A 24,595-nucleotide genomic window follows, 5' to 3' on the forward strand; every position below is an offset into this window, starting at 1 on the left:
CGCGCGCGGTTTTCTTTCATCCCCCCTGCATTTCGTCCAGATCTAGAGTCACGGCCATGAACCGCTATCCCCTTTGGAAGTACCTGACGGTCCTGATCGCGGTCGTTATCGGCCTGCTCTATACGCTTCCGAATTTCTACGGCGAATCGCCCGCGGTGCAGATTTCCGCCGCCAAGGCGACCATCAAGGTCGACCAGAACCTGCTGGATACGGTCCAACGCACCCTGGCCACGGCCAACATCCCGACGGTGGGCGCCTATTACGAGCAGAACGGCACGCTGGGCACCATCCGCGCCCGCTTCGAGAACACCGACCAGCAACTGCAGGCCCGCGACCTGCTCGACAAAACGCTGAACACCGTCGCCGGCGATCCCCACTACACCGTGGCGCTGAACCTGCTGCCCGCCTCGCCGACCTGGATGCATAACCTGGGCTGGTTCGAGCCCAAGCCCATGTACCTGGGCCTGGACCTGCGCGGCGGCGTGTACTTCCTGCTGCAGATCGACATGCAGGGCGCGCTGACCGCCCGCTACGACTCGCTCGCCGCCGACGTGCGCACCACGCTGCGCGACCAGAACGTGCCCGTGGGCAACGTCGAGCGCAGCGGCCAGTCGGTGCTGCTCACCTTCGCCAACACCGATGCGCGCGACCAGGCCGTGACCGTGCTGCGCCAGCGCCTGCCGGACCTGCAGTTCACCGACACAAACGACGGCGGCAAGGTGCAGTTGAGCGGCGCGCTGAGCCCCGCCTCGGTCACCCGCGTGCAGGAAAACGCGCTCAACCAGAACATCACCACCTTGCATAACCGGATCAACGAGCTGGGCGTGTCCGAGCCCGTGATCCAGCAGCAAGGCAACGACCGCATCGTGGTGCAGTTGCCGGGCGTGCAGGACGTCGCCAAGGCCAAGGAATTGCTGGGCCGCACCGCCACCTTGGAAATCCGCATGGTGGACGACTCGCCGGCGGCCCAGTCGGCGCTGGCGGCCAACACCGTGCCCTTCGGCCTGGAACGCTACACCGATCGCGACGGCCGCCCCGTGCTGGTGCGCCGCCAGGTCATCCTGACCGGCGAAAACCTGCAGGACGCCCAGCCGGGCCGCGACCAGCAGACCCAGCAGGCGGCCGTGCACCTGACGCTGGACAGCAAGGGCGCGCGCATCTTCCGCGACGTCACCCGCGACAACATCGGCAAGCGCATGGCCATCCTGCTGTTCGAAAACGGCAAGGGCGAAGTGGTCACGGCCCCGGTCATCCGCGGCGAAATCGCCGGCGGCCAGGTGCAGATTTCCGGCAGCATGAGCGCCGAGGAAGCCGCCGACACCGCGCTGCTGCTGCGCGCCGGGGCGCTGGCCGCGCCGATGTCCATCATCGAGGAACGCACCGTCGGTCCCAGCCTGGGCGCCGACAACATCGCCAAGGGCTTCCACTCCACGCTGTGGGGCTTCGTGGCGATCGCCGTCTTCATCATCCTCTACTACCGCCTGTTCGGCGTGTTCTCCACCATCGGCCTGGCGGTGAACGTGCTGCTGCTGCTGGCGGTGCTGTCCATGCTGCAGGCCACGCTGACGCTGCCCGGCATCGCCGCCATCGCGCTGACGCTGGGCATGGCGATCGACTCCAACGTGCTGATCAACGAGCGGATACGGGAAGAACTGCGCAACGGCGCCTCGCCGCAACAGGCCATCCACCATGGCTTCGAGCGCGCCTGGGGCACCATCCTGGACTCCAACCTGACCACGCTGATCGTCGGCCTGGCGCTGCTGGCCTTCGGCTCGGGCCCGATCCGCGGCTTCGCGGTGGTCCACTGCCTGGGCATCGTGACGTCGATGTTCTCGTCGGTGGTCGGCGTGCGCGCCCTGGCCAACCTCTGGTACGGCCGCAAGAAGAAGCTGGCCAGCATTTCCATCGGCCAGGTCTGGAAACCCAAGAGCGAATAAGGCGCCGGCCCCGCGCAGGCGCGGGCCGCCCTCCCACAGCCGTACTTCACAGCTAGTCAACGAACGCTAGGCATATCATGGAATTTTTCCGGATCCACCGCACCATACCGTTCATGCGCCACGCGCTGGTGCTGAACGCCATCAGTCTGGTGACCTTCCTGGCCGCGGTATTCTTCATCGCCACGCGCGGCTTCCACCTGTCCATCGAATTCACCGGCGGCACGGTGATGGAAGTCAACTACGCCCAGGCCGCCCAACTGGACGAAGTGCGCGGCGCCGTCGGCAAGCTCGGCTACGCCGACTTCCAGGTGCAGAACTTCGGCACCTCGCGCGACGTGCTGATCCGCCTGCCGCTGGCCCACGGCCAGACCTCGGCGGCGCAGAGCGACGCGGTGCTGGCCGCCCTGAAGGCGGCCGATCCCTCGGTCGAACTGCGGCGCGTGGAATTCGTCGGCCCGCAGGTCGGCCAGGAACTGGTGCACAACGGCCTGATGGCCCTGCTCTTCGTGGTGCTGGGCATCGTCATCTACCTGGGCATCCGCTTCGAATGGAAGTTCGCCCTGGCCGGCGTGATCGCCAACCTGCACGACGTGGTCATCATCCTGGGCTTCTTCGCCTTCTTCCAGTGGGAATTCTCGCTGTCGGTGCTGGCGGGCGTGCTGGCGGTGCTGGGCTACTCGGTCAACGAATCGGTGGTCATCATGGACCGGATCCGCGAGAACTTCCGCAAGCAGCGCAAGGCCAGCGTGCCGGAAGTCATCAACGGCGCCATCACGCAGACCATCTCGCGGACCATCATCACCCACGGTTCGACCCAGATGATGGTGCTGTCCATGCTGTTCTTCGGCGGTCCCACCCTGCACTATTTCGCCATGGCGCTGACCATCGGCATCTGGTTCGGCATCTACTCGTCCGTCTTCGTCGCCGCGGCCCTGGCCATGTGGTTCGGCGTCAAGCGCGAAGACCTGGTCAAGCCGGTCAAGAAGGAAGGCCCGGAAGTGGCCTGAGCCGGGCCGCCCGGCATCGGCGCGATAAGGCGCCTGGTGCAAAAAAAGCCAGCCTCATCCAGGCTGGCTTTTTTTCGTTCATCGATCGCTTCCTACGCCCCGAGGCCGTTGGTCAAAAAGTTCTCGCGACTTTTTTATCGATTCCCAATTGTCTCCGATCCACGCCACCAGATTGTGCAGTGGCTCCAGCAAGCTCAGCCCACGAGCGGTCAGCTCATATTCCACTCTCGGGGGCACCTCCGGGAAAACTTCCCGGAGGACGAATCCGTCCCTCTCCAAGGCTCGCAACGTCGTGCTGAGCATTCGTTGAGATATCCCTGTCACGAGCTTCTGCAACTCGGAAAATCGCGCTCGATGCGTGGGACGTCTTCCCAACAGAACGACGACCATAATGGTCCACTTGTCGCCGACCTTCGCCATGAATTCTCGAACGACCTTCGCTTCTTCGCTATCGCACAGGAGTGCGACCGGTTCTCGCGAGACGTTCTGCTGAATTTTCCTCATAGTTACTTTTTCCTCACTTGCTGAGGTGAATGTTCCTTCTTCCTTTCTATCAAGCGTTCTTTCATTATGTAGCTTACTGGAAGTAATCCTGGTCGTTGGCCATGCGCTGGCGATCGCCTGGTTATTCGCCAGATGTGCACCCGGATTCCTGGCAATCATTGCCCCTTACAAAAGGAGCTTAGTCATGCGTGTATTCTTGACCGGCGCTACAGGCCTGGTGGGGTCCGCCATCATTCCTCAGCTACTTGCGCGCGGCCACAGCGTGCTTGGGCTGGCTCGATCGGAAGCGGGCGAAAAATTCCTGCGTTCTGCCGGCGCAGACGTGCATCTAGGACGTCTTGAGGACTTGAAGAGTATTCACGCTGGCGTCGCAATGGCGGACGCCGTGATTCACTGCGCGTTCGAGCATGATTTTTCCAGATTTAAAGAAAGCGCGGAGCTCGACAAGCGTGTCATCGAGACTTTTGGCGACGTGTTGGAAGGTACGGATCGCCCACTCTTGGTGAGTACGGGCATGCCTTTGGAATCACATGTCCGGCCAATCACAGAGCGTGTGGAACTGCCAGACATATCGCCAACGCCGCGCGTATCTGAACAAACGGCAATATCGCTACAGACGCGAGGCGTTCATGTGAACGTCATACGTCTGCCGCAGGTGCATAGCGTCGCGAAGCAAGGCCTTGTGACGTCTTTGATAGGTATCGCGCGTGAGAAGGGTGTTTCCACCTACGTCGATGACGGATCGAATCGCTGGTCTGCGTGTTACGTCCAGGATGCTGCTCGCGTCTACGCGCTTGCCCTGGACAGACATGAAGCGGGGGCCACCTATCATGCAGTGAGCGAAGAGGGCGTTACGCTCAAGGCGATAGCCGAGGCTATCGGAGATGGCTTGAACGTGCCCATCTCCTCGATTCCCTCAGAAGACGCCGATGCGCATTTCGGTTTTTTCGGGCGGCTCGTGCAGCGCGACTTGTCGGCATCGAGCGCTATCACGCGGCAATTGCTTGGATGGGATCCGACAGGGCCGGGGCTGATCGAGAATATCGTCAGGCATTTGAAAAAATGATCGCCGTTCAGCCCCCCCGCTTGAACCATTGCCACGGCAGGCGACTGGGCCATTGCCGGGCGGGATCGAGGAAATAGGGGGAAAGGAATACGACGGTGACCAGGGCGATGAGGGCGGCGGCGGTGACGTCGGAAGCATAGTGGTCCAGGTTGACCAGGCGGCTGACGGCGATCAGCGTGGCCAGCAGCAGCGCGGGCCAGCGGCAGCGCGGGAACACCATGGCGACGGTGACGGCGACGCCGAAGGCGGTCAAGGTATGGCTGGACGGGAAGGACGTATAGTGCTTGCCGCCGAACATGGGCCCCAGGCCGTAGAAACCGCGCTCGAAGAACATTTCGGGGCGGGCGCGCGCCACCAGGTGCTTGAGCACGCCGGTCACGATACCGCCCATGGCGAGGACGGCCACCATCAACAGGCCGCCGCGCGCCAGGCGGTCATAGGCGCCCGCCCAGGGCTCGCGCCAGCCGCGCCGCATGGCGCGCAGCGACATGGCATACACGAGCAGCGCGCCCAGCGCGTAATTCTCGCCGCGCTCGCCCAACTGGCCGATCATATTGAAGGCGCCGTCGACATCGGCGGACGTGGCCTTTTGGATATAGATCGCCAGGGGCAGGTCCACGTAGGTGGCCAGCAGGGCCAGCACCACGACGCCGGCCAGGAGCACCGCGACCCAGCGGGCGGGCGGCACGAAACGGGTAACGCCGCGGCGGGCGCCGACGACGGTTGAGGGCGAAGGAGGCAATTCGCTCATCGAGAAAATCCAGGCTTCAACGAAAATAGCGGCCCCCTTAGGCAAACGGCGGGGCACGGCGGCTGGGTTACGGCGCGACTACGGGGTTACGGCTGGGACGGCAGGATGCTGCACACACCGTATCGGCGCGTTTCGGCGGGGGGCGGGAAGCCTGTGCGGGAAAGGCCGCTCCGGGAACGCATCACGCATGGATGGCGCGTGACCGCCCTCTCCCCGCCAGCCTTACAGCTCGTTGACCGACGGGCCCGCCGAATAATAGCCCGCAATCGTACCGTTGAATCGCGACAATGAGGAGACAAGAGGCGGTGCGAGGTAAAATAATGTGTTTCGTCCCCGACATGCCCCCGGGATCTACACCCGTTACGGCTTACACCATGCAAGAAATCTCCCTCAAGCGCGCTGGCGTGCACGCCGCCGCGCCGTCCGCGCCCACCCCCAGCGAACCCGCCCGCAAGCTCTTCATCCGCACCTTCGGCTGCCAGATGAACGAGTACGACTCGGAAAAGATGGCCGACGTCCTGCGCGCCGACCAGGGCCTGGAGCTCACCGACAACCCGGAAGACGCCGACGTCATCCTGTTCAACACCTGTTCGGTGCGGGAAAAGGCCCAGGAAAAGGTCTTTTCCGACCTCGGCCGCGTCCAGCACCTGAAGAAGACCAAGCCCGGCCTGGTCATCGGCGTGGGCGGCTGCGTCGCCAGCCAGGAAGGCGAGGCCATCGTCAAGCGCGCGCCCTACGTGGACGTGGTGTTCGGCCCGCAGACCCTGCATCGCCTGCCGGAGCTCATTCGCCAGCGGCAAGCCGACGGCGTGTCCCAGGTGGACATCAGCTTTCCGGACATCGAGAAGTTCGACGCCCTGCCGCCGCCCCGCGTCGAAGGCGCCACCGCCTTCGTCTCCATCATGGAAGGCTGCAGCAAGTACTGCAGCTTCTGCGTGGTGCCCTACACGCGCGGCGAAGAGGTCTCCCGCCCCTTCGACGACGTGCTGGTCGAAATCGCCGACCTGGCCGACCAGGGCGTCAAGGAAGTGACGCTGCTGGGGCAGAACGTCAACGCCTACCGCGGCGCCATGGGCGAGAGCGGGGAAATCGCCGATTTCGCCATGCTGCTCGAATACGTCCACGAGATCCCGGGCATCGAGCGCATCCGCTACACAACTTCGCACCCCAAGGAAATGACGCCGCGCCTGATACAGGCCCATGGGCGCCTGCCCAAGCTGGTGTCCTTCCTGCACCTGCCGGTGCAGGCCGGCAGCGACCGCGTGCTGGCCGCCATGAAGCGCGGCTACACCACGCTGGAATTCAAGTCCATCGTGCGTCGCCTGCGCGAAGCCCGGCCGGGCCTGACGCTGTCCTCCGACTTCATCGTCGGCTTTCCCGGCGAAGAGGAAAGCGATTTCGAAAAGACCATGAAGCTGATCGAGGACGTCGGCTTCGACACCTCGTTCTCCTTCGTCTACTCGCGCCGGCCGGGCACCCCGGCCGCCGACCTGCGCGACGACGTGCCGCAGGAACTAAAGCTCAAGCGGCTGCAACGCCTGCAAGCCCTGATCGGCGAACAGGCCGCCGCCATCAGCCACGGCATGGTGGGCAGCACGCAGCGGGTGCTGGTCGAAGGCCCGTCGCGCCGCGATCCCAACGAACTGATGGGCCGCACCGAGAACAACCGCATCGTCAACTTCCCGGCGCCGGCGCGCCTGGTCGGACAGATGGTGGACGTGGTCATCACCCAGGCCTATACCAATTCCCTGCGCGCCGAAGTGGCGGGCATCGAGCAGGCGCGCGGCGCCGCCGAAGGAGCACGACAAGAATGAGCAGCGCCCCGCGCAGCCGCGGCGCCCGCCGCCCCCTGCCCGTCACCGTCACGCTGGACGGCGACAATACCCACCTGGCCAACCTGTGCGGCCCGCTGGACGAGAATCTGCGCCAACTGGCCGATGGCCTGGCCGTCAAATTGCAACGACGCGGCAACCGCGTCATCCTGGAAGGCGAACAGGCCGACGTCGCGGCGCGCGCCCTGCGCCGCTTCCACGAGCAGGCCGTGCACAAGCCCCTGTCGGTGGACGACATCCAGTTGGGACTGGTGGAAATTGGCGTTTCCCGGCCGCGCGACGCGGACAACGGGGCCACCCCCGCCCTCGACACGCAGGCCCTGCCGGACCTGGACGACGAGAGCGGCGGCATCGCCCTGCGCACCCGCCGCAGCGACCTGCGGCCGCGCACGCCGCGCCAGCGCGACTACCTGAACAACATCCTCAAGCACGACATCACCTTCGGCATCGGCCCGGCCGGCACCGGCAAGACCTGGCTGGCGGTGGCCTGCGCCATCGACGCCATGGAGCGCGACACCGTGCAGCGGCTGGTGCTGACGCGGCCGGCGGTGGAGGCCGGCGAGCGCCTGGGCTTCCTGCCCGGCGACCTGGCGCAGAAGGTCGATCCCTATCTGCGTCCGCTCTACGACGCCCTCTACGACCTGATGGGCTTCGAGCGCGTGCAGCGCCTGTTCGAGAAGCAGACCATAGAAATCGCGCCGCTGGCCTATATGCGCGGACGCACGCTGAATCATGCCTTCGTCATCCTGGACGAAGCGCAGAACACGACGCCGGAACAGATGAAGATGTTCCTCACGCGCATCGGCTTCGGCAGCAAGGCGGTGATCACCGGCGACCCCTCGCAGGTCGACCTGCCGCGCGGCCAGCAGAGCGGGCTGGCGCACGCGGTGGGCGTGCTCCAGGACGTGCAGGGCATCGCCACCACCCGCTTCACCAGCCGCGACGTGGTGCGCCATCCGCTGGTCGCGCGCATCGTCGACGCCTACGAGCAGGCCGCCGAAGATGAAGCCTGAGCTGCCCGCGCCCCCCGCGCTGGCGCTCTCGGTGCAGTACGCGGTGGCCGAGCCGCGCCTGCCGCGCTGGCGCCTGCGCCGCTGGGTGGCCCATGCGCTGGCCGGCGCGCAAGCCGACGGGCTGGTGGACTTCCAAAGCGCGGAAATCAACCTGCGCCTGGTGGGCCAGGCCGAGGGCCGGCGCCTGAACCGGGATTTCCGCGGCCGCGACTACGCCACCAACGTGCTGACGTTCGAGTACGGCGTCGATCCGGCCGGCACCGCGCGCGGCGACATCGTGCTCTGCGTGCCCGTGCTGGCGCGCGAGGCGCGCGAACAGCGCAAGCCCCTCCTGGCGCATGCCGCCCACCTGACGGCGCACGGCACCCTGCACGCCCTGGGCTACGACCACGTCAAAGCGCGAGACGCGCGCCGCATGGAGTCCCTGGAAACCCGGCTGCTGGCCGCCCTGCGCATCCCCGACCCCTACACGCCGCTGTAGGCCGGCGGGGCGTCCGCCCCCCGCGCCGGTGCGCGTTTCCCCCGGGTAATTACGATGTCCGGGTTACAAAACCGGCCGGCAACATCGGTTATGCTGACCCATTCTGTAACTTGTCCTCTGGACGATGCCCGACCCATACCCTGCCAACGAGGCCGACGCGACCCGCCCGGCCAAATCCTCCACCCGATCCCTGCTCGACCGCATCCTGTCCCTGGTCCGGCGCGAGCCCGAAGACCGCGAAGGCATCAAGGCGGTTTTGGAGGCGGCGCACGGACGCGATCTGCTCGACGCCGAGTCCTACACCATGATCAAGGGCGCCCTGGCCGTGTCGGAGCGCACGGTCGGCGACATCATGGTGCCGCGCTCGCGCATGGACCTGCTGGATATCTCGCTGCCCCTGCCCGCCCTGCTGTCCACCATCATCGAGACCGCGCACTCGCGCTTCCCCGTGTATGAAGGCGACCGCGACAACATCGTCGGCATCCTGCTGGCCAAGGACCTGCTGCGCTGCATACTGGAACCCGGCATCGAGCTGCGCTCGCTGGTGCGGCCGGCGGTCTTCATTCCCGAGACCAAGCGCCTGAACGTCCTGCTGCACGAATTCCGCGCCAGCCGCAATCACCTGGCCATCGTCATCGACGAGCACGGCGGCATTTCCGGCCTGGTCAGCATGGAGGACGTGCTGGAGCAGATCGTCGGCGACATCGAGGACGAATTCGACGAAGACGAGGAAACCACCATCTTCGCCGAGGGCGACAACACGTGGCGCGTGCAGGCCACGACGGAAATCGCCAAGTTCAACGAAACTTTCGGCAGCAGCCTGCCCGACGACGACTACGACACGGTCGGCGGCTGGGTCAGCGCGCAATTGGGCCGCATCCCGCGCCGCGGCGAATTCGTCCAGCATGACGGCCTGCGCATCGAGGTGGTCCGCGCCGATGCGCGCCGCCCCTTGTGGCTGCGCGTCAAGCGATTGCCTCCCGCCCCCATCCAGGAATGATGTCCTTCGTCCGTTTTCCGCGCTCGCCGCGCGCGGCCGCCGTGCTCGTGGCCGGCGCCGCGCAAGCGCTCACCTTCGCGCCCGGCCCCTTGCCCGACGCGATGCTGGCCCCCTTGCAGATCGTCGTGCTGGCGGTGCTCGCCTGGCAGGTGATGACCGCCGCCGGGCCGCGCCGCGCGTTCTGGTTCGGCTGGCTGTTCAATACCGCCTGCTACACGGTGGGCCTGTATTGGCTGTTCATCAGCATGCATCGCTATGGCGATCTCGCGGCGCCGCTGGCCGCGGGGGGCGTGTTCCTGCTGTCCGCCTTTCTGGCGCTCTTTCCCGCCGCCGCCTGCGCCCTGGCGCGCTGGCTGGCGCCGCTGCCGCCCGATGGCCACTGGAAGGCCCGGCTGCGCGCGGCGCTGGCCTTCGCCGTGGCCTGGGGCGCGCTGGAGTGGGTGCGCGGCAATCTCTGGACCGGCTTCCCCTGGCTGAACATCGGCTACGCCCACGTCGACAGCCCCTACGCGGGTTGGGCGCCCTTGCTGGGGCTGTACGGGATCGTCCTCATCGCCGCCTTCGCGGCCGCGGCCCTGGCCGTGCTCTGGCAGCCCCGCAAGAATGCGGCGCGGGACGCGCGCCTCGCCGTCCCGGCTGGGCTGGCGGTGCTGCTGGCGCTGGCGGGCTGGGCCTTGGGCCTGCGCACCTGGTCGCAACCCATGGGCGCGCCGCTACAGGTCCGCCTGGTCCAGGGCAACGTCGGGCAGTCCGACAAATTCGATCCCGCGCTGATGGAGCAAGGTCTGATCCAGCACATGAACCAGGCTTCGCTGCCACCGCCGGCGGGCACGCCCGCGCCGCAGTTGATCGTGCTGCCGGAAACCGTGCTGCCCGTCTTCCAGGACCAGTTGCCGCCGCAGGTCTGGGACATCTGGAAGCGCATCGCCGCCGAGCGCCAGGCCACCATCATCATGGGCGTGCCGCTGCATCGCGTGGTCAACGGCAAGGATCGCTGGACCAACAGCGCCATCGGGTTCGACGGCGACAGTTCCACCGAGGCCATGCGCAGCGGCGAGATCGCCACGCGCTACGACAAGCAGCACCTGGTCCCGTGGGGCGAGTTCGTGCCGCCGGGCTTCCGCTGGTTCGTCGATCTGCTGAACATTCCGCTGGGCGATTTCGACAACGGCGCGCGCTGGCAGGCGCCCTTCCCGGTGGACGGCCAGCGCATCGCGCTGAACATCTGCTACGAGGACCTGTTCGGCGAGGAATTGCTGCCCGCGATACGGCCGGGGCCCAACGGCGAGGCCGGCGCCAGCATCCTGTTGAACATCAGCAACCTGGGCTGGTTCGGCGATTCGTGGGCTCTGCGCCAGCATTTGCAGATCGGCCGCATGCGCACGCTGGAGACCGCCCGGCCGATGCTGGCCGCCACCAATACCGGCCTGACGGTCGCCATCGATCCGCGAGGCCGCGTGCAGGCGGCGTTGCCGCCGATGACGCGCGCCGAACTGGCGACGCAGGTGCAGGGTATGAGCGGGCTGACGCCTTATACGCGCACCGGCAACCTGCCAGCGGAACTGCTGATCGCCATCGGGCTGGGGGCGTTGGCGGCGCGGCGGCCGCGAGGGCGGCGGCCGGATTGATGTTCGATCGATGGGCTGATCGATGCCCGATCGATGTGCCCGGTTGATGTCTGATCGGTGGCCTATCGATGCCGGATCGATGCCGGATCGATGCCGGATCGATGCCGGATCGATGCCGGATCGATGCCGGATCGATGCCGGATCGAAGCCATTCGGCACGGCGGATCAGGGCAGGTTCAATCCGTTCAGGCCGCTGTTGCGCTCGTCCACCAGCGGCAAGGCCGCGCCGGCCTGGCGGGCCGGCGACGACGGCCCCGTTCCCACGCCGCGGGTCTCGATAACGGCGGCGATCTCCGCCATGTCGTCGGCATCCAACTCCATCGTGGCGGCGCCCAGCCAGCCGTCCACCTGCGCCGGAGCGCGCGCGCCGACGATGGCGCCGCTCACGCCCCGCCACGCCAGCGTCCAGGCCACCGCGGTCGCCGCCACGGTCGAGCCATGGCGTTCGGCCACCGGTTTCAGGGCTTCCGCCAGCGCCAGGTTGCGCCGCAGATTCGCGCCCTGGAATTCGGCGTCGCGCGAACGCCAGTCGTCGGGCGCGAGCTGCCCTGCCCGTTCCGCGTTGAAGTGCCCCGTCAGCAGCCCCGATTGCATCGGGCTGTAGACGATGACGCCGGTGCCGTGCGCCGCGCACCACGGCAGCAGGTCCGCGGCCGCGTCGCGGCGGATGGCGGAGAACGGCGGCTGCAAGGTATCCACGTGGCCCAGGCGCTCGGCGTCTTCCAGTTGCGCCACGTTGTGATTCGATAGTCCGATGGCGCGCACCTTGCCGGCCTGCTTCAGGTCGAGCAAGGCTTGCCAGTATTCGTCGATCGGCGCGCCGTCGCCGGAAGGCCAGTGCATCTGATAGAGATCGATGCGTTCGACGCCCAGGCGCCGCAACGAAGCCTCGGCTTCGCGCCGTATGCTGGCCGCGGCGCCCACGCGGCGCGGCGCCGCCCGGCGATCGTGCTCGTCCCACACCAGGCCGCACTTGGTGAAGACATAAGGGCGCTGGCTCGGCGCCAGTTCCTTCAGCGCGGCGCGCACGATTTCCTCGGAATGGCCCAGTCCGTAGACCGCCGCCGTGTCGATCCAGTTGATGCCGCGCTCGACCGCGTGCCGGATGGCCGCGACGGACAGGCTGTCGTCCTGTGCGCCCCAGCCGGCGGCCCAATCGGCGCCGCCCACTGCCCACGCGCCGAAGCCGACGCGGGTGATGGACATATCGGTGCGGCCCAACGGGCGCGTGGGAAAAGACGTGTTGCTCATGCCGTGCTCCTGAATCCGGTTATGCAATGCGGCGGGCCCGCGCCCCGCGCGTTCGCGCCGGCATGCGTGGCCAGGGCCCCCGTGCGTTGGCCTAGCATGCCTTCTTCCACGGCCGAAACGGCATGGCTTCCGTGTCCGCCCGCGTGTTTCGTCGTCCCACATAAGACCTTGCCGGCGGGCGCAAGTGCCACGCCCAAAAGAAATTTCGCACTTCACACAAATTTTTTGGGATCCGACTTGCACAGGCCAAAAAGTTCATGCATAATCTCGTTTCTTCGCCGACGGAACAAAACGAAGTCAGCAAAGACAGCGGTAAAAGCGCGGTTCAGTGTAGTTTCTGGCCCGGGTTTTTATGGCAGGATTTGTTGAAGACGTCCGGATACGGGGGTATAGCTCAGCTGGGAGAGCGCTTGCATGGCATGCAAGAGGTCAGCGGTTCGATCCCGCTTACCTCCACCACTCCAGCCGGACGCGAAGTTGCAGTAAAGTAGTTCAGTTGTTCGTGCAGTTCCAGGTCCCCTTCGTCTAGAGGCCTAGGACATCACCCTTTCACGGTGAGTACAGGGGTTCGAATCCCCTAGGGGACGCCAGTTTACTCTGGCTAGGATGTAGTAATACATACCGCTGCGGAGCGGTAGTTCAGTTGGTTAGAATACCGGCCTGTCACGCCGGGGGTCGCGGGTTCGAGCCCCGTCCGCTCCGCCAGAATTCATGAACGATGATGTGACATCATGGTTCGAAAAAAGCTCCGATGCTTATACGCTCGGAGCTTTTTTGTTTTTGACGTCGCGCATGGATGCATCGATTCTGCCGTCGCGCTGAGGGAACGGCAGAATCTATCCGCGCGGAATCGTCAATCGATGTGAATGCCCAGGCGCTGGATGAGTTCGCCGTTGGTCTTCAGGTCGTGCTTGTAGATGGCAGTGAAGTCGTCCACGGTATTGCGGACAGGGACGGCGCCGAGGGTTTCGAGTTTCTTGGCCCCTTCGGGCGTGTTCATGACTTCGTTGATGGTGGCGTTCAGTTTCGCGACGATCGCCGGGGGCGTGCCCTTGGGCGCCATCACGCCGTACCAGGCTTCGGGCGAGAAGTCCTTCACCCCTACTTCTGCGAAGGTGGGAACGTCGGGCAGTTGCGGACTGCGCGCCTTGCCGCCGATCGCCAGGGCGCGCAGCTTGCCTTTCCGAAGCTGCGACATCACCGTGCCCAGGGTGGCGAACGAGAGGTCGACGCGGCCGGCCAGCATGTCGAGCATGCCTTCGTTGCCGCCCTTGTAGGGGATGTGCCGGATCCGCAGGCCGGATTTCTGCATGTATTCGGCCAGCGCCAGATGGGGATCGGAACCGTTGCCCGACGAGAACGCGGTGTACTGGTTGGGATGCGCCGCGACATCCTTGACGAAGGCGGCATAGTCGGGCGCTTTCACGGAGGGGCCCACCACCATCACATTGGGCACGTCCAGCACGATGGCGACCGGCTGGAAATCGGTCTCCGGATTGAAAGGCAGATTGGGCGTGAGCCATTTCAGGTTCACGTGGCTGCGCGTGACGAAGAACAGGGTGTAGCCGTCGGCCGGCGCCTTCGTCAATTCAGTCGCCGCGATCGCGCCGTTCGCGCCTCCGCGGTTCTGCACGATGATCTTGGCCTGCGGCCATTTCGTGACGATGCGATCCACCAGAAGGCGCGCGGCATTGTCCGCCGGACCGCCGGCGGGAAAGCCGACCAGCAAGGTAATGGGCTTGGAAGGATAGTCCTTGGCGGCATCGTCGCCGGCGGCATGGGCGCCGCGGGCAGTGAGGGCGGCAAGGCATGCGATTGCACCGGCCGCGACGAATCTGGCCACGGATTGGCTCATTGGCTTCATGTTGTCTCCTTATATGGCGTTGTGGCCCGAAGCGAGGGCCAAACCTGTTTTTTGTCGATGATAGGGAGACGGCGCCTGCCTGTTATGAAAATTGGGCAAGGCTATGTTCTCCAATGCGCTCGCGGCTGTCATGCAGCTTAAAGAAAGCGTGCTGGAGGAATAGTGGGTTGCGTGATTTCACGCCACGGATACGGTCAAACGGGAGCCGTATATCCGGCAGGCCTATTTGAGATAGGACTTGATGGCCTGCATGACGATGTCCAGGTCGCGCTGGCGCTGGCTCAATTCCGGCTCATGGACCACATGGTCTTGCAGATGGCCTTCGATGATGGTGCTCATGAAGCCATTGACCGCGCCGCGTACGGCGGCCGCCTGTTGCAGGATGGCGCCGCAATCGTCTTCCTGGTCGAGCTGGCTCTCCAGCGCCGCCACCTGCCCCTTGATGCGCCGGACACGGGCGAGCAGCTTGGCTTTGTCGCGGATGGTGTGCATGGAAGTGGCCTCGGACGGTAAACCGGCGGGAAAGCCAATGCCGGGACGGTGGAAATTAGCACGCAATATACTAGGGGGGAGTATAGTTGGAGACTGCCCCCGACCGCTGGCCGCGCCGCTCATGCGCTCCCCCGGGCGGGCCCTTCCAACGAATCGCCGGCAGACGCCCTGCACATGCTTCCATGACCGACTTCGCCACGCTTCTGCAGCAAGGCAACGCCTGGCTCTTTCTGCCCAGCGCCATCGCGCTGGGCGCGCTCCATGGCCTGGAGCCGGGACATTCGAAGACCATGATGGCGGCCTTCATCGTGGCAATACGCGGCACCCTGAGGCAGGCGGTGCTCCTGGGATTGTCCGCGACGCTGTCGCATACCGCGGTGGTATGGGCCGTGGCGATGGCGGGCCTGTACTTCGGACGCAATTGGGACGCGGCGACCAGCGAGCCCTATTTCCAGATCGTCTCGGGGGTGTTGATCGTCGGCGTCGGGGCGTGGATGCTGTGGCGCACGGGGCGCAACCAGTGGCTGGGCGATGCGCGCCATGCGCATGAGCATGATCACGTCCACCATCACGAACACGGCCACGATCACGATCACGATCACGCTCATGCGGCTCGTCATGACCATGTTCATTCCCATGACCACGACAACCGCCATGCGGGCGATGAACCCATGCATCAGGACGCGCACGAAAAAGCGCACGCGGACGCCATCCGCCGCCGCTTCACCGGCCGCGACGTCACGACGGGCCAGGTCGTCCTGTTCGGCCTGACGGGCGGCCTGATCCCCTGCCCCGCCTCCATCACGGTGTTGCTGCTCTGCCTGCACCTGAAGAAAGCCGCGCTGGGCGCCACGCTGGTCCTGGGCTTCAGCATCGGCCTGGCGCTCACCCTGGTCGCCTCCGGCGCCCTCGCCGCCCTGGGCGTGCGCCACGCCGCCCGCCGTTGGAACGGTCTCGGCGAATTCGCCCGCAAGGCCCCCTACCTGTCCGGCGTCGTCATCGTGCTGGTCGGCCTGTACGTGATCCACCAAGCCGCCACGGCATCCGCCGCATGAGCCGGAACAGGCTCTCCCGCACCTCCGGGAAATCTGCCGTGCCTAAGAAGCGGAACGTAGATGCGCTTCTGGAACGACTGAACAAGTATCGAGGCAAGCTGCCTCCCGATTTCAAGTTCAATCGGGATGCGGCCAACGCGCCGGAATAATTGCGCCCGACTTATTCCCCCGGCTGCATCAGCGCCGTGAATGCGCGGGCGTCGTGGCAGTTTTCCAGGGACCAGACGGCGTCGCATAGAGCGGTGGCGCGGGGCTCGCCGAGGACGGGGGCGAGCAGGCCCAGGGCCTTGGACTGGACTTCTTCGCGCGTCATGGGGTTCAGGGGGGTGCCGCGCACGGCCTTGGTGTGTTCGGCGACCGTGCTGCCGTCGTCCAGGACGATTTCCACGATGCCCTGGCGGCTGGGCATGGCGCGGGACAGCTCGTCGTCCCCTTCCAGCGAGATCAAGGCGCGCAGCGCCAGCACCTGGGGATCCTGCATGCGCGCGCGGTCGTGCGCCGAATGGAAGTCGATGTCGCCGTCGATCAGCATGGTCGCCACCAGGTGTTGCAGGCAGATCTCCGGCATGTCGCGGTTATTGACGATGGTCAGCGACTCGTGCGGAATGCGCACGCGCACGGCCTTGATGGCGTCCGGCTTCAGCTTGTGGCGATGTACCAGCGCATGCGTCGAATCGAGCGGCGCCTGGATAGGCGAGCCGACGGTCCAGCGCTTGATGCCGGTGCCGAGGATTTCATAGCGCACGCCCAGCTCGCGCCCCAGCGCGAGGCGGTCGGGGTCGTCGCCGAAGGCATGATAGAAGTTGCGCTCGCCCGAAAACACGTCGTCCACGCCCGTGCACCCGCTGGCCACCATGATGGCGGCGCTTACGCCGTTGCGCGCGGCCATGCCGCCGAAGTCGAAGGATTTTTCGATGTGGTCCTTGTCGCGCATCCAGCAAGCCACGCCGGACGCCTGTTGCGCGGCATAGGACATGACGTAGCGGCATTGCGTTTCGTCCAGGCCGGCCAAGGCGCCGGCCGCCGCCGCCGCGCCGAAGTTGGGGCCGAAGGTATGCGTCGAATGCCCCGCCACCCGGAAATCGTAGGCGTGCAGCGACAAGGTCAGGCGCGCGCAGACGTCGTAGCCCAGCACCATCGCGCGCAGCATGTCCTGGCCGCCGCGGCCGAAGAACTCGGCCGCGGCCAGCACCGCCGGCACGATGCCGCATCCCGGATGGGTCAAGGACGCCGCATGGGAATCGTCGGTTTCATCCGCGTGAGCGAACATGCCGTTGGCCAGGGCCGCATGCACCGGCGACGCATGCAGGCGCGTGCCGGCGACCGCGGACCGCGCGCCGGTCTCTCCCAGCGCCTTGAGATAGGCGATGGCGGCGGCGCCGGCTTTCATCTGCGCGCCGGACACCATGGACGCGATGGTGTCCAGCATGTGCGCCTTGGCCTTGTCGACCACCTCGTCCGGCAAGGGCTGCGCCAGCGCGCGCGCCAGATAGGCGGCCAGCTCGGGCATGGGCGTCAGGGCGTCCTGGACGGGATCGGCTTGCTTGCTATGGCTCTTGGTCATTCCTGCATCCTTGCAAATACGACGGCAACATTACGACGGCAAAATTACGACGGCGGATCGCGACGGCCACGGCGATCAGCGCAGCAGCGCCACGAACTCGCGCACGTCGGAAAGTTGCTCGAAGGTCCACGTCGCCCTGGCGATGGCGGCCGCTTGCGCCGCATCGCGCGCGCCCTCGGCATTGGCGAGGAACTTGGCCTCGATGGCCGCGTCCGACATGGGATTGTCCGTGGTGCCGGTGGCGTGCTCGACCAAGGTCTCGAACACCTCGCCCGCGCGCCGGACGCTGGCCCAGGCCTGGTCGCGGCGCAGGCTCTCGTCCACGCCGATGGTGATCTTCCCGCGCAAGGCGGCGACCTGTTCGTCGGCGGCGCGCGCGTCGGTGTACTGGGCAATGCCCGCGGCGCCGTCGATCATCGCCACCGCCGCGCTGTGATAAATGCTGAACTTCGAATGCAGGCCCGTGGTCGGCGCCACGGTGCCGGTAATGGCCACGACGGCGGGATTGACCTTGACCTCCACCGCCTCGACGCCATCCAGCCGGCCGCCGAGCTTGTCGCGCAACTGGATCATGGCGTCGATGGCAGGATGCAGGACCACGCCGCAGGCATAGGGCTTGTGCCCGTTGGTGGCGATCATCCATTCCCGGCCCAGGCCGGCCGTCAGGCGCTCCAGGTCCGTGCTCTTGCTGTAGATGCGCGCGAAACCGCGCTTGCCCTCGACGATCTCCTCGCTGCTGTCGAAACCCTTCTCCGCCAGCAGCGCCGCCAGCAGGCCATTGGCGGCCGCCTTGCCGGCATGGAAGGACTTGCACATGGTGCCGCGGTTCTGCTGCATCCCGGCCGCCTGCGTGCCGGCGATGCCCAGGGCATGCGTCATGCGTTGCGCATCCAGGCCCAGCAGCTTGCCCACCGCCGCCGCGGCCGCGAAGGCGCCCAGCGTGCCGGTCAGGTGCCAGCCGCCGGGATGATGCTCCGGCGCCGCCTGGCCGATGCGCACGCCGGCCTCGAACCCCGCCACGTAGGCCGCGATGAAGGCGCGCCCATCGACCGGGCGCAGCTCCGCCGCCGAGAGCAGGGCCGCCAGCACGGGCGAGCTGGCGTGCAGGATGACGCCGCCCATGTGGGTGTCGTCGTAGTCCAGCAGATGCCCCATCTGGCCGTTCATCAAGGCCGCATCGGTGTGCGACAGGCGCGTGCCGCGCGCCAGCACGCTGGCCTTCCCGGCGCTACCGTTCTCCGTCAACGCCGCCAACAGCTTGTCCAGCGTGGGATGGCGATAGGCGGCGAAGGCGCATCCCAGCCAATCGAGGATGCCGCGCCGCGCGGCATGCACCACGCCGGCGGGCAGTTCGTCATAGGAAAAGCGCGCCAGGAAGGCGGCCAGGTCCTGGGTATAGGCGGGACCGTCGCCGCTGCGGATATGCATGCCCATCGTGTCGCTCTCTCTTCAATTGGCCTTGATATGCGCGTTCCGGATCACTTCGGACCAGCGCGCGGTTTCGTCGTCCAGCATCTTGCGCGCCTCGGCGGCGTCGCCCTTGGCGGCTTCCAGGCCGTAGTTGGCCAGTTGCTTGCGCATATCGTCCGAACGCATGCCTTCCTGGGCCTTCTGCTGCAAGGTCTTCAGCACGTCGGCGGGCACGCCGGCCTGCACGTAGACGCCGTACCAGCCGGTCACCTGGTAGCCCTTCAAACCGGCTTCGGTGAGCGTCGGCACGTCGGGAAACTGGCTGGTGCGCTCGGCGCTGGTGACGGCCAGCGCGCGCAACTTGCCGCTGCTCAACATGGGGGCGGCCTCCATGGCCGAGGAGAACATCATGTCGACCTCTCCCCCCAGGAGGGCGGTGAGCGCCGGCGAGGCGCCCTTGTAAGGCACGTGGACGATGTCGACGCCGGCCTTGGCCTTGAACAGCTCGCCGGCCAGGTGGATGGCCGAACCGGTGCCGGCGGACGAGTAGTTCATCTTGCCCGGGTGCGCCTTGGCCTTCGCGATCAGCTCGCCGACCGATTTGATGGGCGAATCGGCGCGCACCACCAGCACGTAAGGCGTGGTGCCCACCAGCGCGATGGGCGCGAAATCCTTGGGATCGATGCCGGATTGCGGATACAGCGCGGGCGCCGAGGCCAGCGCGATATTCCCCAGCAGCAGCGTATAGCCGTCCGGCGCGGCGTGCGCGGCCGCCTGGATGCCGATGGTGCCGCCGGCGCCGGGCCGGTTGTCCACCACCACGGACTGGCCCAGGGCCTTGCCCAGTTCCAGCGCGGCCGGACGCGCGGCGCCGTCCACCGCGCCGCCCGGGGCGAAGGGAACGATGAGGCGCAAGGCGTGATCGGGAAACGCGGCTTGCGCCGGCGCGGCCGTCACGCCCAACAGCGCGACGCAAGCCAGCAGGAACGACAGGACGGAAGCCGCCCCGCGGCGCGCGCGGGAGCGGGAGCGGAGGGAAGGACAGGGGGCGGCAGTGACGCTGCCGGTCGGCGTGGGATGCATGTTTGTCTCCGGTTAATGACTTATGGATCGGCGGATTATGGGTGCAGCCCTGGCCGTCCGAAACGTGCTTCCGCAGAAGGGGTGTTCACGATTTGTGAGGACTTCCCCTTTCAACGTCGTTCAATTACGGACAAGTCTAGCTTTTTCTCCGAATTTTTGGTATGCCATTTATGGTATCCCATAAGCGACTGGCGCGTTTTCCACATGCCCGGCCTCAGATACAAAAAGAAACAACAAACCGGGCAAAAAATTTATCGCCCGTAGGCGGCACGTTCGCGCATCGTCGCGCCCTATTTCCGCCTTCTGCCACCATGTTCCGTCTTCGCACGGTTAAATCCGGCGCTTTTCGTCCTTTGCATACGGCCTTCCCTTGTTCCTACGATCGGCGCGGCTGGCCTCCCCGGCCTCTCAATGACGGAGCCCCGATGAACCCCACGCCGAACGAAACGCCGAAGAATCCGGCCCCCGCCACGCCCGCCGCGACGACGACCGCCAAGTGGCGCGTCGAGGACATCCTGGCGCTCTACGACCTGCCCTTCGCCGAGCTGGTCCATCGCGCCCAGACCGTGCACCGGCAGCATTTCGACCCCGCCGAGCTGCAGCTTTCCAGCCTGCTTTCGATCAAGACCGGCGGCTGTCCGGAGGACTGCGGCTATTGCTCGCAATCGTCCGTGCACGATGCGGGGGTCAAGGGCCAGCCCCTGATGCCGCTGGACGAGGTGGTGGCGGCGGCGCGGGAGGCGCGCGACCAGGGCGCGCAGCGCTTCTGCATGGGCGCGGCCTGGCGCTCGCCCAAGCCGCGGCAGGTCGAGGCGGTGGCGCGCATGATCGAAGCGGTCAAGGCGCTGGGCATGGAGACCTGCGTCACCCTGGGCATGCTGGACGACGGACAGGCGCGGCAACTCGCCGACGCCGGCCTGGACTACTACAACCACAACCTGGACACCTCGCCGGAGTTCTACGGCAGCATCATCAGCACCCGCACCTACCAGGACCGCCTGGATACCCTGGAAAACGTGCGGACCGCGGGCGTGAAGGTGTGCTGCGGCGGCATCATCGGCATGGGGGAAAGCCGCGTGGCGCGGGCGGGACTGATCGGCCAGTTGGCGAACCTCGACCCGTATCCGGAGTCGGTGCCGATCAACCACCTGATCCCCATTCCGGGCACGCCCCTGGCGGACGCGCCGCCGCTCGATCCCTTCGAGTTCGTGCGCACCATCGCCGTGGCGCGCATCGTCATGCCGCGCGCCGTGGTGCGCCTGTCGGCCGGACGCGAAAGCATGGACGACGCGTTGCAGGCGCTGTGCTTCCTGGCGGGCGCGAATTCGATGTTCTATGGCGAGAAGCTGCTGACCACGGGCAATCCGCGCCTGCAGCACGATCGCGACTTGCTGGCCCGCCTCGGCATGCGCGCCGCGGGAACGGCGCCCGAACCGACGGCGGCTCCCATCGTCCGGCATGAGCCGGTGACGAAGGCGCTGGAGAAGGAACTGAAGAAGGCGCTGACGAAGGCGCCGGCGGACGCTACGCGGGAAAGCGCCGCGCGCTGAGCCGCGTCACAGCGAAGGCGGCCGCGCGCCCTCGCCCGCCGCGGGATCCGGCGCCGCCACCGTGCCGGTCACCACGCCCGTCTCCGGGCCGGCGGCCATGGCGCCGGAGGCGTCGGCGCTGCCTTCGGCGCGCGCCGGCTGGGTGGCCGCGGCGGCGTCCGGCTCGACCATTTCCAGCGTCTGGTCCACGGCGGGATCGACGCGCGGATCCAGCGTGGCGACGGCGGCCGGCGAACTCTGCAAGGTGTCGGGCATGGGCACGAAATGCACCGGCGCCGCCTCCACCTGGTGCTCGCCGGTGACGCGGGCCGGACGCACGCGCCACACCAGGACGACGGCACAGGCCGACACGAAGACGTAGTACATGTTGGGCCCCGCCCAGGACATCAGGGCGCCCGCGATCAAGGGGCCGATGCAGGCGCCGATGCCGTAGGCCATCAACAGGATGGCGCTCAGGCCGACGCGCTTTTCCGCCTCGACGTGGTCGTTGGCGAAGGCCGCGCCCAGGGGATAGAGCGTGAATTGCAGGATGCCGAAGAGACAGGCCAGCAACAGCATCAGCCAATAGGGCCAGTCGGTCCAGCCCCACATCAGCGCGGTGAAGACGGCGAGGATGAGCGAATTGCAGCGGATCAGCCGGGCGCGGTTGATGCGGTCGGACAGCCAGCCCATGGGGAATTGCGACAACAGCCCCGCCGTCACCGACGCCGCCACGAACACCGCCACCTGGGTCGTGCTCATGCCGTGGCGCGCCGCATAGACCGGCACCAGGCCATAGAAGGCGCCCGACAGATTGCCGGCCATGAACAGCACGGTGAGCGACAGCGGCACGCGCCGCGCGAAGAACTTGATGTCCAAGGGCGCCGGCACCGGCGTGGCCGGGTGGGTGCGCGCCGTCAAGGCGATAGGCACCAGGCACAGCACCTGGAAAATCGCGACCAGGGTCAGCGGCCGCAGGTCCAGCGAGCCATACATCGTCAGCGAGAGCTGGCCCAGCACCGTTCCCAGGCCGGACACCAGCATGTAGACCGAAAACACCCGCCCCCGCAAATGGTTTTCCGTCTGCTCGTTGAGCCAGCTTTCCAGCACCATGAACTGCGTCACCATGGCGACGCCGGCGATCAGGCGCAGCAGCAGCCACAGGGGCAGCACTTCGAAGGAGGCCTGGGCCAGCACCATGGTGGCGGAGACCGCCGCACAGGCCACGAAGGCGCGTATGTGCCCCACGCGGATCAGCAGCTTGTGGCCCAGGCGCGCGCCGCAGACCAGGCCCAGGTAGTAGCCGGCGATCAGCAGGCCGACCCAGAAGGCGCTGACGGACTGCGCGGTTAGGCGCAGGCCCATGAAGGTATTGAAGAGGCCGGTCCCGCACAGCATCAGCAAGGCGGCGGCGTAGAGGGAGGAAAACGAGTAGAGAGTCGAGTACATCTGACCTGTGAACCGCGGCGCCGGGTGCTTCCCGGGACGGCGCCGCGGCGCCGTCCCGGCCGAAATCGATCAGACCTGGCCGAGCATCGTGGCCGCGTCGCTGACTTCGAACTTGCCGGCGGCTTCGACGTTCAGCTTCTTGACCACGCCGTCGTCCAGCAGCATCGAATAGCGCTGCGAACGCACGCCCATGCCGCGCGCGTTCAGGTCCAGCTCCAGGCCCAGGGCCTTGGTCCAGATCGCCGAACCGTCGGCCAGCATGCGCACCTTGCCGCCGGTCTTCTGCTCGCGGCCCCAGGCGCCCATGACGAAGGCGTCGTTGACCGACACGCACCAGATTTCGTCCACGCCCTTGCCCTTGAGCGCGGCGGCGTTCTCGACGTAGCCCGGCAGGTGCTTGGCCGAGCAGGTCGGCGTGAAGGCGCCCGGCACGGCGAACACGGCGATCTTCTTGCCCTTGACGAGGTCGGCGACCTGGAAGGCATTGGGACCGAGCGCGCAGCTATCGGTCTCGGTTTCGATGAATTCGGTCAGCGTGCCGTCGGGCACCTTGTCGCCGACTTTGATGGTCATGACAGTCTCCAGAAGTGAAACGCGGACGGTTGTCCGCGTCGAAAAGCGATCCCCGCGCCGCCTGCATCGCGAAGGAGGCGCCCCGGGCCCGGACCGCCGGGCATCGGGGCCGCCCCGATGGATTTCCCACATGGTAGCGCCTTCCCGGCCCCGCCGTCGAAGGCGCCCGTGACCGAATCGACCCGTGGGCCTTTCGGCACATGGCTGCCGGCCTTACTTCAGCTTGTGCTCGGCGAACCAATCGAGGGCGCGCTGCCAGGCCTGCTCGGCGTCCTCCTTGACGTAGCTGGGCCGATAGTCGGCGTGGAAGGCATGTCCCGAGTTCGGATAGAGGTCGATGACCGAGGCGCGCGCCGCCTTGTCGCCCCGCTCCAGCGCGGCGCGCATCGCGGCCACGTCGTCCTGCGTGATGCCGGCGTCCTTGCCGCCGTAGGCGCCGCGTATGGGCGCGTGCAGCTTGCCGGCCAGATCGACCGGGAAGTGCGGACGCAGCCGCGGATCGGTCTTGCCGCGCAAGGGACCGTAGAACGCCGCGCCCACCTTGAGCCTGGGGTTGTGCGCCGAGTACAGCCATACGATGCGCCCGCCCCAGCAGAAGCCGATGATGCCCAGCTTGTCGGCGTCGCCGCCATGGCCGGCCGCCCATTTGGCGGTGGCGTCCAGGTCGGACATCACGTCGGCGTCCGGCACCTTCTGGACGACCTCGGCCTGCAACTTGGCGATCTCCGTGTACTTGGAGGGATCGCCCTCGCGCGCGAAGAGGTTGGGCGCGACGGCCAGGTAGCCCTGGTGCGCCAGCCGCCGGCAGACGTCCTGGATGTATTCGTGCACGCCGAAGATCTCCGACACCACCAGGACGGTGGCGAGATGCTTCTTGTCCTTGGGCGCGGCGCTGTACGCCCACATCTTGCCGTCCTTCACCGGAATCTCGACCGGGCCCGCCGTCAGGCCTTCGGCGCTGGTCTTGATCACCGATTGCGCGGCGACCGGCCCGGCGGCCGCGGCGAAGCCGGTGGCGAGCGCGGTGGCCATGAAGCCGCGCCGGTCCAGTCGCAGGGGAGGAAGAAGACTATCCAAATGCTTGTCGTCGCTCATGGAATACGCTC

The 24,595-nt window shown here is 66.6% G+C and carries 21 protein-coding genes and 3 tRNA genes; 13 read left to right on the plus strand and 11 right to left on the minus strand.

Features of this window, described 5'->3' with window-relative positions; genetic code table 11:
• Positions 1-56 precede the first annotated feature (56 nt).
• Positions 57-1,937: a protein translocase subunit SecD gene (gene secD / locus CAL29_RS26115; protein ID WP_094855821.1), complete on the plus strand. Its 1,881-nt coding sequence runs from the start codon at positions 57-59 to the stop codon at positions 1,935-1,937.
• Positions 1,938-2,014: 77 nt separating this feature from the next.
• Positions 2,015-2,944, plus strand: a complete 930-nt coding sequence (secF, locus tag CAL29_RS26120; protein ID WP_094855822.1) for a protein translocase subunit SecF — start codon at positions 2,015-2,017, stop codon at positions 2,942-2,944.
• Positions 2,945-3,022: 78 nt separating this feature from the next.
• Here secF and CAL29_RS32215 read toward each other — a convergent pair whose 3' ends face one another.
• Entirely contained in the window at positions 3,023-3,607 is a 585-nt protein-coding gene (locus tag CAL29_RS32215) for a winged helix-turn-helix transcriptional regulator (protein ID WP_306430702.1), read from the minus strand.
• A 25-nt stretch (positions 3,608-3,632) separates the two neighbouring features.
• On the opposite strand from CAL29_RS32215, the gene CAL29_RS26130 reads away from it, so the two are divergent.
• The gene (locus CAL29_RS26130; protein ID WP_094855824.1) at positions 3,633-4,514 is read left to right on the plus strand and encodes an SDR family oxidoreductase; all 882 of its coding nucleotides are present in this window, start codon (positions 3,633-3,635) and stop codon (positions 4,512-4,514) included.
• 7 nt (positions 4,515-4,521) lie between these two features.
• On the opposite strand, the gene CAL29_RS26135 is transcribed toward CAL29_RS26130, so the two are convergent.
• On the minus strand, positions 4,522-5,265 hold the full coding sequence (locus CAL29_RS26135) for a phosphatase PAP2 family protein (RefSeq protein WP_094855825.1): 744 nt from the start codon (positions 5,263-5,265) through the stop codon (positions 4,522-4,524).
• 374 nt (positions 5,266-5,639) lie between these two features.
• Between CAL29_RS26135 and miaB the strand changes: the two genes are divergently transcribed.
• The 5 genes from miaB (at position 5,640) to lnt (ending at position 11,219) form a co-directional block, all read left to right on the plus strand.
• Positions 5,640-7,079 carry a tRNA (N6-isopentenyl adenosine(37)-C2)-methylthiotransferase MiaB gene (miaB, locus tag CAL29_RS26140; protein ID WP_094855826.1) on the plus strand — a complete coding sequence of 480 codons (1,440 nt, stop codon included), beginning with the start codon at positions 5,640-5,642 and terminating at the stop codon, positions 7,077-7,079.
• A complete protein-coding gene (locus CAL29_RS26145; RefSeq protein WP_094855827.1) occupies positions 7,076-8,110 on the plus strand; it encodes a PhoH family protein in 1,035 nt (344 codons plus the stop codon). The genes miaB and CAL29_RS26145 overlap by 4 nt, the downstream gene beginning before the upstream one ends.
• On the plus strand, positions 8,100-8,591 hold the full coding sequence (gene ybeY / locus CAL29_RS26150) for an rRNA maturation RNase YbeY (protein ID WP_094855828.1): 492 nt from the start codon (positions 8,100-8,102) through the stop codon (positions 8,589-8,591). The genes CAL29_RS26145 and ybeY overlap by 11 nt, the downstream gene beginning before the upstream one ends.
• Before the next feature lie 124 nt (positions 8,592-8,715).
• Positions 8,716-9,591 (plus strand): HlyC/CorC family transporter, encoded by an 876-nt coding sequence (locus CAL29_RS26155; RefSeq protein ID WP_094855829.1) that lies wholly within the window; start codon positions 8,716-8,718, stop codon positions 9,589-9,591.
• Positions 9,588-11,219: an apolipoprotein N-acyltransferase gene (gene lnt, locus CAL29_RS26160; RefSeq protein ID WP_373559814.1), complete on the plus strand. Its 1,632-nt coding sequence runs from the start codon at positions 9,588-9,590 to the stop codon at positions 11,217-11,219. The genes CAL29_RS26155 and lnt overlap by 4 nt, the downstream gene beginning before the upstream one ends.
• Before the next feature lie 165 nt (positions 11,220-11,384).
• Here lnt and CAL29_RS26165 read toward each other — a convergent pair whose 3' ends face one another.
• Positions 11,385-12,470, minus strand: coding sequence for an aldo/keto reductase (locus tag CAL29_RS26165; RefSeq protein WP_094855831.1), 1,086 nt, complete (start codon positions 12,468-12,470; stop codon positions 11,385-11,387).
• A gap of 383 nt (positions 12,471-12,853) precedes the next feature.
• Between CAL29_RS26165 and CAL29_RS26170 the strand changes: the two genes are divergently transcribed.
• From CAL29_RS26170 to CAL29_RS26180, 3 genes are all read left to right on the plus strand, one after another.
• Positions 12,854-12,929: transfer RNA gene (locus CAL29_RS26170), tRNA-Ala, on the plus strand.
• A 55-nt stretch (positions 12,930-12,984) separates the two neighbouring features.
• Positions 12,985-13,060 (plus strand) — tRNA-Glu (locus tag CAL29_RS26175).
• A 38-nt stretch (positions 13,061-13,098) separates the two neighbouring features.
• A tRNA-Asp gene (locus CAL29_RS26180) sits at positions 13,099-13,175 on the plus strand.
• A gap of 148 nt (positions 13,176-13,323) precedes the next feature.
• Here the strand turns inward: CAL29_RS26180 and CAL29_RS26185 are convergent.
• Positions 13,324-14,334, minus strand: coding sequence for a Bug family tripartite tricarboxylate transporter substrate binding protein (locus tag CAL29_RS26185; protein WP_094855832.1), 1,011 nt, complete (start codon positions 14,332-14,334; stop codon positions 13,324-13,326).
• Between the two features lie 222 nt (positions 14,335-14,556).
• Positions 14,557-14,826, minus strand: a complete 270-nt coding sequence (locus tag CAL29_RS26190) for a metal/formaldehyde-sensitive transcriptional repressor (RefSeq protein WP_094855833.1) — start codon at positions 14,824-14,826, stop codon at positions 14,557-14,559.
• Positions 14,827-15,008: 182 nt separating this feature from the next.
• Between CAL29_RS26190 and CAL29_RS26195 the strand changes: the two genes are divergently transcribed.
• The gene (locus tag CAL29_RS26195; protein ID WP_094855834.1) at positions 15,009-15,881 is read left to right on the plus strand and encodes a nickel/cobalt efflux transporter; all 873 of its coding nucleotides are present in this window, start codon (positions 15,009-15,011) and stop codon (positions 15,879-15,881) included.
• 160 nt (positions 15,882-16,041) lie between these two features.
• Here CAL29_RS26195 and CAL29_RS26200 read toward each other — a convergent pair whose 3' ends face one another.
• The 3 genes from CAL29_RS26200 to CAL29_RS26210 all read right to left on the minus strand — a co-directional run bounded on the left by CAL29_RS26200 (position 16,042) and on the right by CAL29_RS26210 (position 19,938).
• On the minus strand, positions 16,042-17,445 hold the full coding sequence (locus CAL29_RS26200) for an MmgE/PrpD family protein (protein WP_094855835.1): 1,404 nt from the start codon (positions 17,443-17,445) through the stop codon (positions 16,042-16,044).
• A gap of 75 nt (positions 17,446-17,520) precedes the next feature.
• Positions 17,521-18,879, minus strand: a complete 1,359-nt coding sequence (locus tag CAL29_RS26205; RefSeq protein WP_094855836.1) for an MmgE/PrpD family protein — start codon at positions 18,877-18,879, stop codon at positions 17,521-17,523.
• Between the two features lie 15 nt (positions 18,880-18,894).
• On the minus strand, positions 18,895-19,938 hold the full coding sequence (locus tag CAL29_RS26210) for a Bug family tripartite tricarboxylate transporter substrate binding protein (protein ID WP_094855837.1): 1,044 nt from the start codon (positions 19,936-19,938) through the stop codon (positions 18,895-18,897).
• Between the two features lie 425 nt (positions 19,939-20,363).
• On the opposite strand from CAL29_RS26210, the gene bioB reads away from it, so the two are divergent.
• On the plus strand, positions 20,364-21,488 hold the full coding sequence (gene bioB, locus CAL29_RS26215; protein ID WP_094855838.1) for a biotin synthase BioB: 1,125 nt from the start codon (positions 20,364-20,366) through the stop codon (positions 21,486-21,488).
• 6 nt (positions 21,489-21,494) lie between these two features.
• Here the strand turns inward: bioB and CAL29_RS26220 are convergent, their stop codons facing one another.
• From CAL29_RS26220 to CAL29_RS26230, 3 genes are all read right to left on the minus strand, one after another.
• Complete coding sequence (locus CAL29_RS26220; protein ID WP_094855839.1) at positions 21,495-22,916, minus strand: MFS transporter; 1,422 nt, start codon at positions 22,914-22,916, stop codon at positions 21,495-21,497.
• 69 nt (positions 22,917-22,985) lie between these two features.
• Complete coding sequence (locus CAL29_RS26225) at positions 22,986-23,489, minus strand: peroxiredoxin (protein ID WP_094855840.1); 504 nt, start codon at positions 23,487-23,489, stop codon at positions 22,986-22,988.
• Between the two features lie 213 nt (positions 23,490-23,702).
• The gene (locus CAL29_RS26230; RefSeq protein ID WP_094855841.1) at positions 23,703-24,584 is read right to left on the minus strand and encodes a dienelactone hydrolase family protein; all 882 of its coding nucleotides are present in this window, start codon (positions 24,582-24,584) and stop codon (positions 23,703-23,705) included.
• Between the last annotated feature and the right edge of the window lie 11 nt (positions 24,585-24,595).

Origin of the sequence: Bordetella genomosp. 10 (assembly GCF_002261225.1) — a bacterium.
In the GTDB taxonomy this organism is placed as follows: Bacteria; Pseudomonadota; Gammaproteobacteria; order Burkholderiales; family Burkholderiaceae_B; genus Bordetella_C.

Bases quoted from the DNA above. Each gene is read 5' to 3' on its own strand.
- secD (WP_094855821.1), top strand. From the start codon at position 57: ATGAACCGCTATCCCCTTTGGAAGTACCTGACGGTCCTGATCGCGGTC.
- secF (WP_094855822.1), top strand. From the start codon at position 2,015: ATGGAATTTTTCCGGATCCACCGCACCATACCGTTCATGCGCCACGCG.
- CAL29_RS32215 (WP_306430702.1), bottom strand. From the start codon at position 3,607: ATGATTGCCAGGAATCCGGGTGCACATCTGGCGAATAACCAGGCGATC.
- CAL29_RS26130 (WP_094855824.1), top strand. From the start codon at position 3,633: ATGCGTGTATTCTTGACCGGCGCTACAGGCCTGGTGGGGTCCGCCATC.
- CAL29_RS26135 (WP_094855825.1), bottom strand. From the start codon at position 5,265: ATGAGCGAATTGCCTCCTTCGCCCTCAACCGTCGTCGGCGCCCGCCGC.
- miaB (WP_094855826.1), top strand. From the start codon at position 5,640: ATGCAAGAAATCTCCCTCAAGCGCGCTGGCGTGCACGCCGCCGCGCCG.
- CAL29_RS26145 (WP_094855827.1), top strand. From the start codon at position 7,076: ATGAGCAGCGCCCCGCGCAGCCGCGGCGCCCGCCGCCCCCTGCCCGTC.
- ybeY (WP_094855828.1), top strand. From the start codon at position 8,100: ATGAAGCCTGAGCTGCCCGCGCCCCCCGCGCTGGCGCTCTCGGTGCAG.
- CAL29_RS26155 (WP_094855829.1), top strand. From the start codon at position 8,716: ATGCCCGACCCATACCCTGCCAACGAGGCCGACGCGACCCGCCCGGCC.
- lnt (WP_373559814.1), top strand. From the start codon at position 9,588: ATGATGTCCTTCGTCCGTTTTCCGCGCTCGCCGCGCGCGGCCGCCGTG.
- CAL29_RS26165 (WP_094855831.1), bottom strand. From the start codon at position 12,470: ATGAGCAACACGTCTTTTCCCACGCGCCCGTTGGGCCGCACCGATATG.
- CAL29_RS26185 (WP_094855832.1), bottom strand. From the start codon at position 14,334: ATGAAGCCAATGAGCCAATCCGTGGCCAGATTCGTCGCGGCCGGTGCA.
- CAL29_RS26190 (WP_094855833.1), bottom strand. From the start codon at position 14,826: ATGCACACCATCCGCGACAAAGCCAAGCTGCTCGCCCGTGTCCGGCGC.
- CAL29_RS26195 (WP_094855834.1), top strand. From the start codon at position 15,009: ATGACCGACTTCGCCACGCTTCTGCAGCAAGGCAACGCCTGGCTCTTT.
- CAL29_RS26200 (WP_094855835.1), bottom strand. From the start codon at position 17,445: ATGACCAAGAGCCATAGCAAGCAAGCCGATCCCGTCCAGGACGCCCTG.
- CAL29_RS26205 (WP_094855836.1), bottom strand. From the start codon at position 18,879: ATGGGCATGCATATCCGCAGCGGCGACGGTCCCGCCTATACCCAGGAC.
- CAL29_RS26210 (WP_094855837.1), bottom strand. From the start codon at position 19,938: ATGCATCCCACGCCGACCGGCAGCGTCACTGCCGCCCCCTGTCCTTCC.
- bioB (WP_094855838.1), top strand. From the start codon at position 20,364: ATGAACCCCACGCCGAACGAAACGCCGAAGAATCCGGCCCCCGCCACG.
- CAL29_RS26220 (WP_094855839.1), bottom strand. From the start codon at position 22,916: ATGTACTCGACTCTCTACTCGTTTTCCTCCCTCTACGCCGCCGCCTTG.
- CAL29_RS26225 (WP_094855840.1), bottom strand. From the start codon at position 23,489: ATGACCATCAAAGTCGGCGACAAGGTGCCCGACGGCACGCTGACCGAA.
- CAL29_RS26230 (WP_094855841.1), bottom strand. From the start codon at position 24,584: ATGAGCGACGACAAGCATTTGGATAGTCTTCTTCCTCCCCTGCGACTG.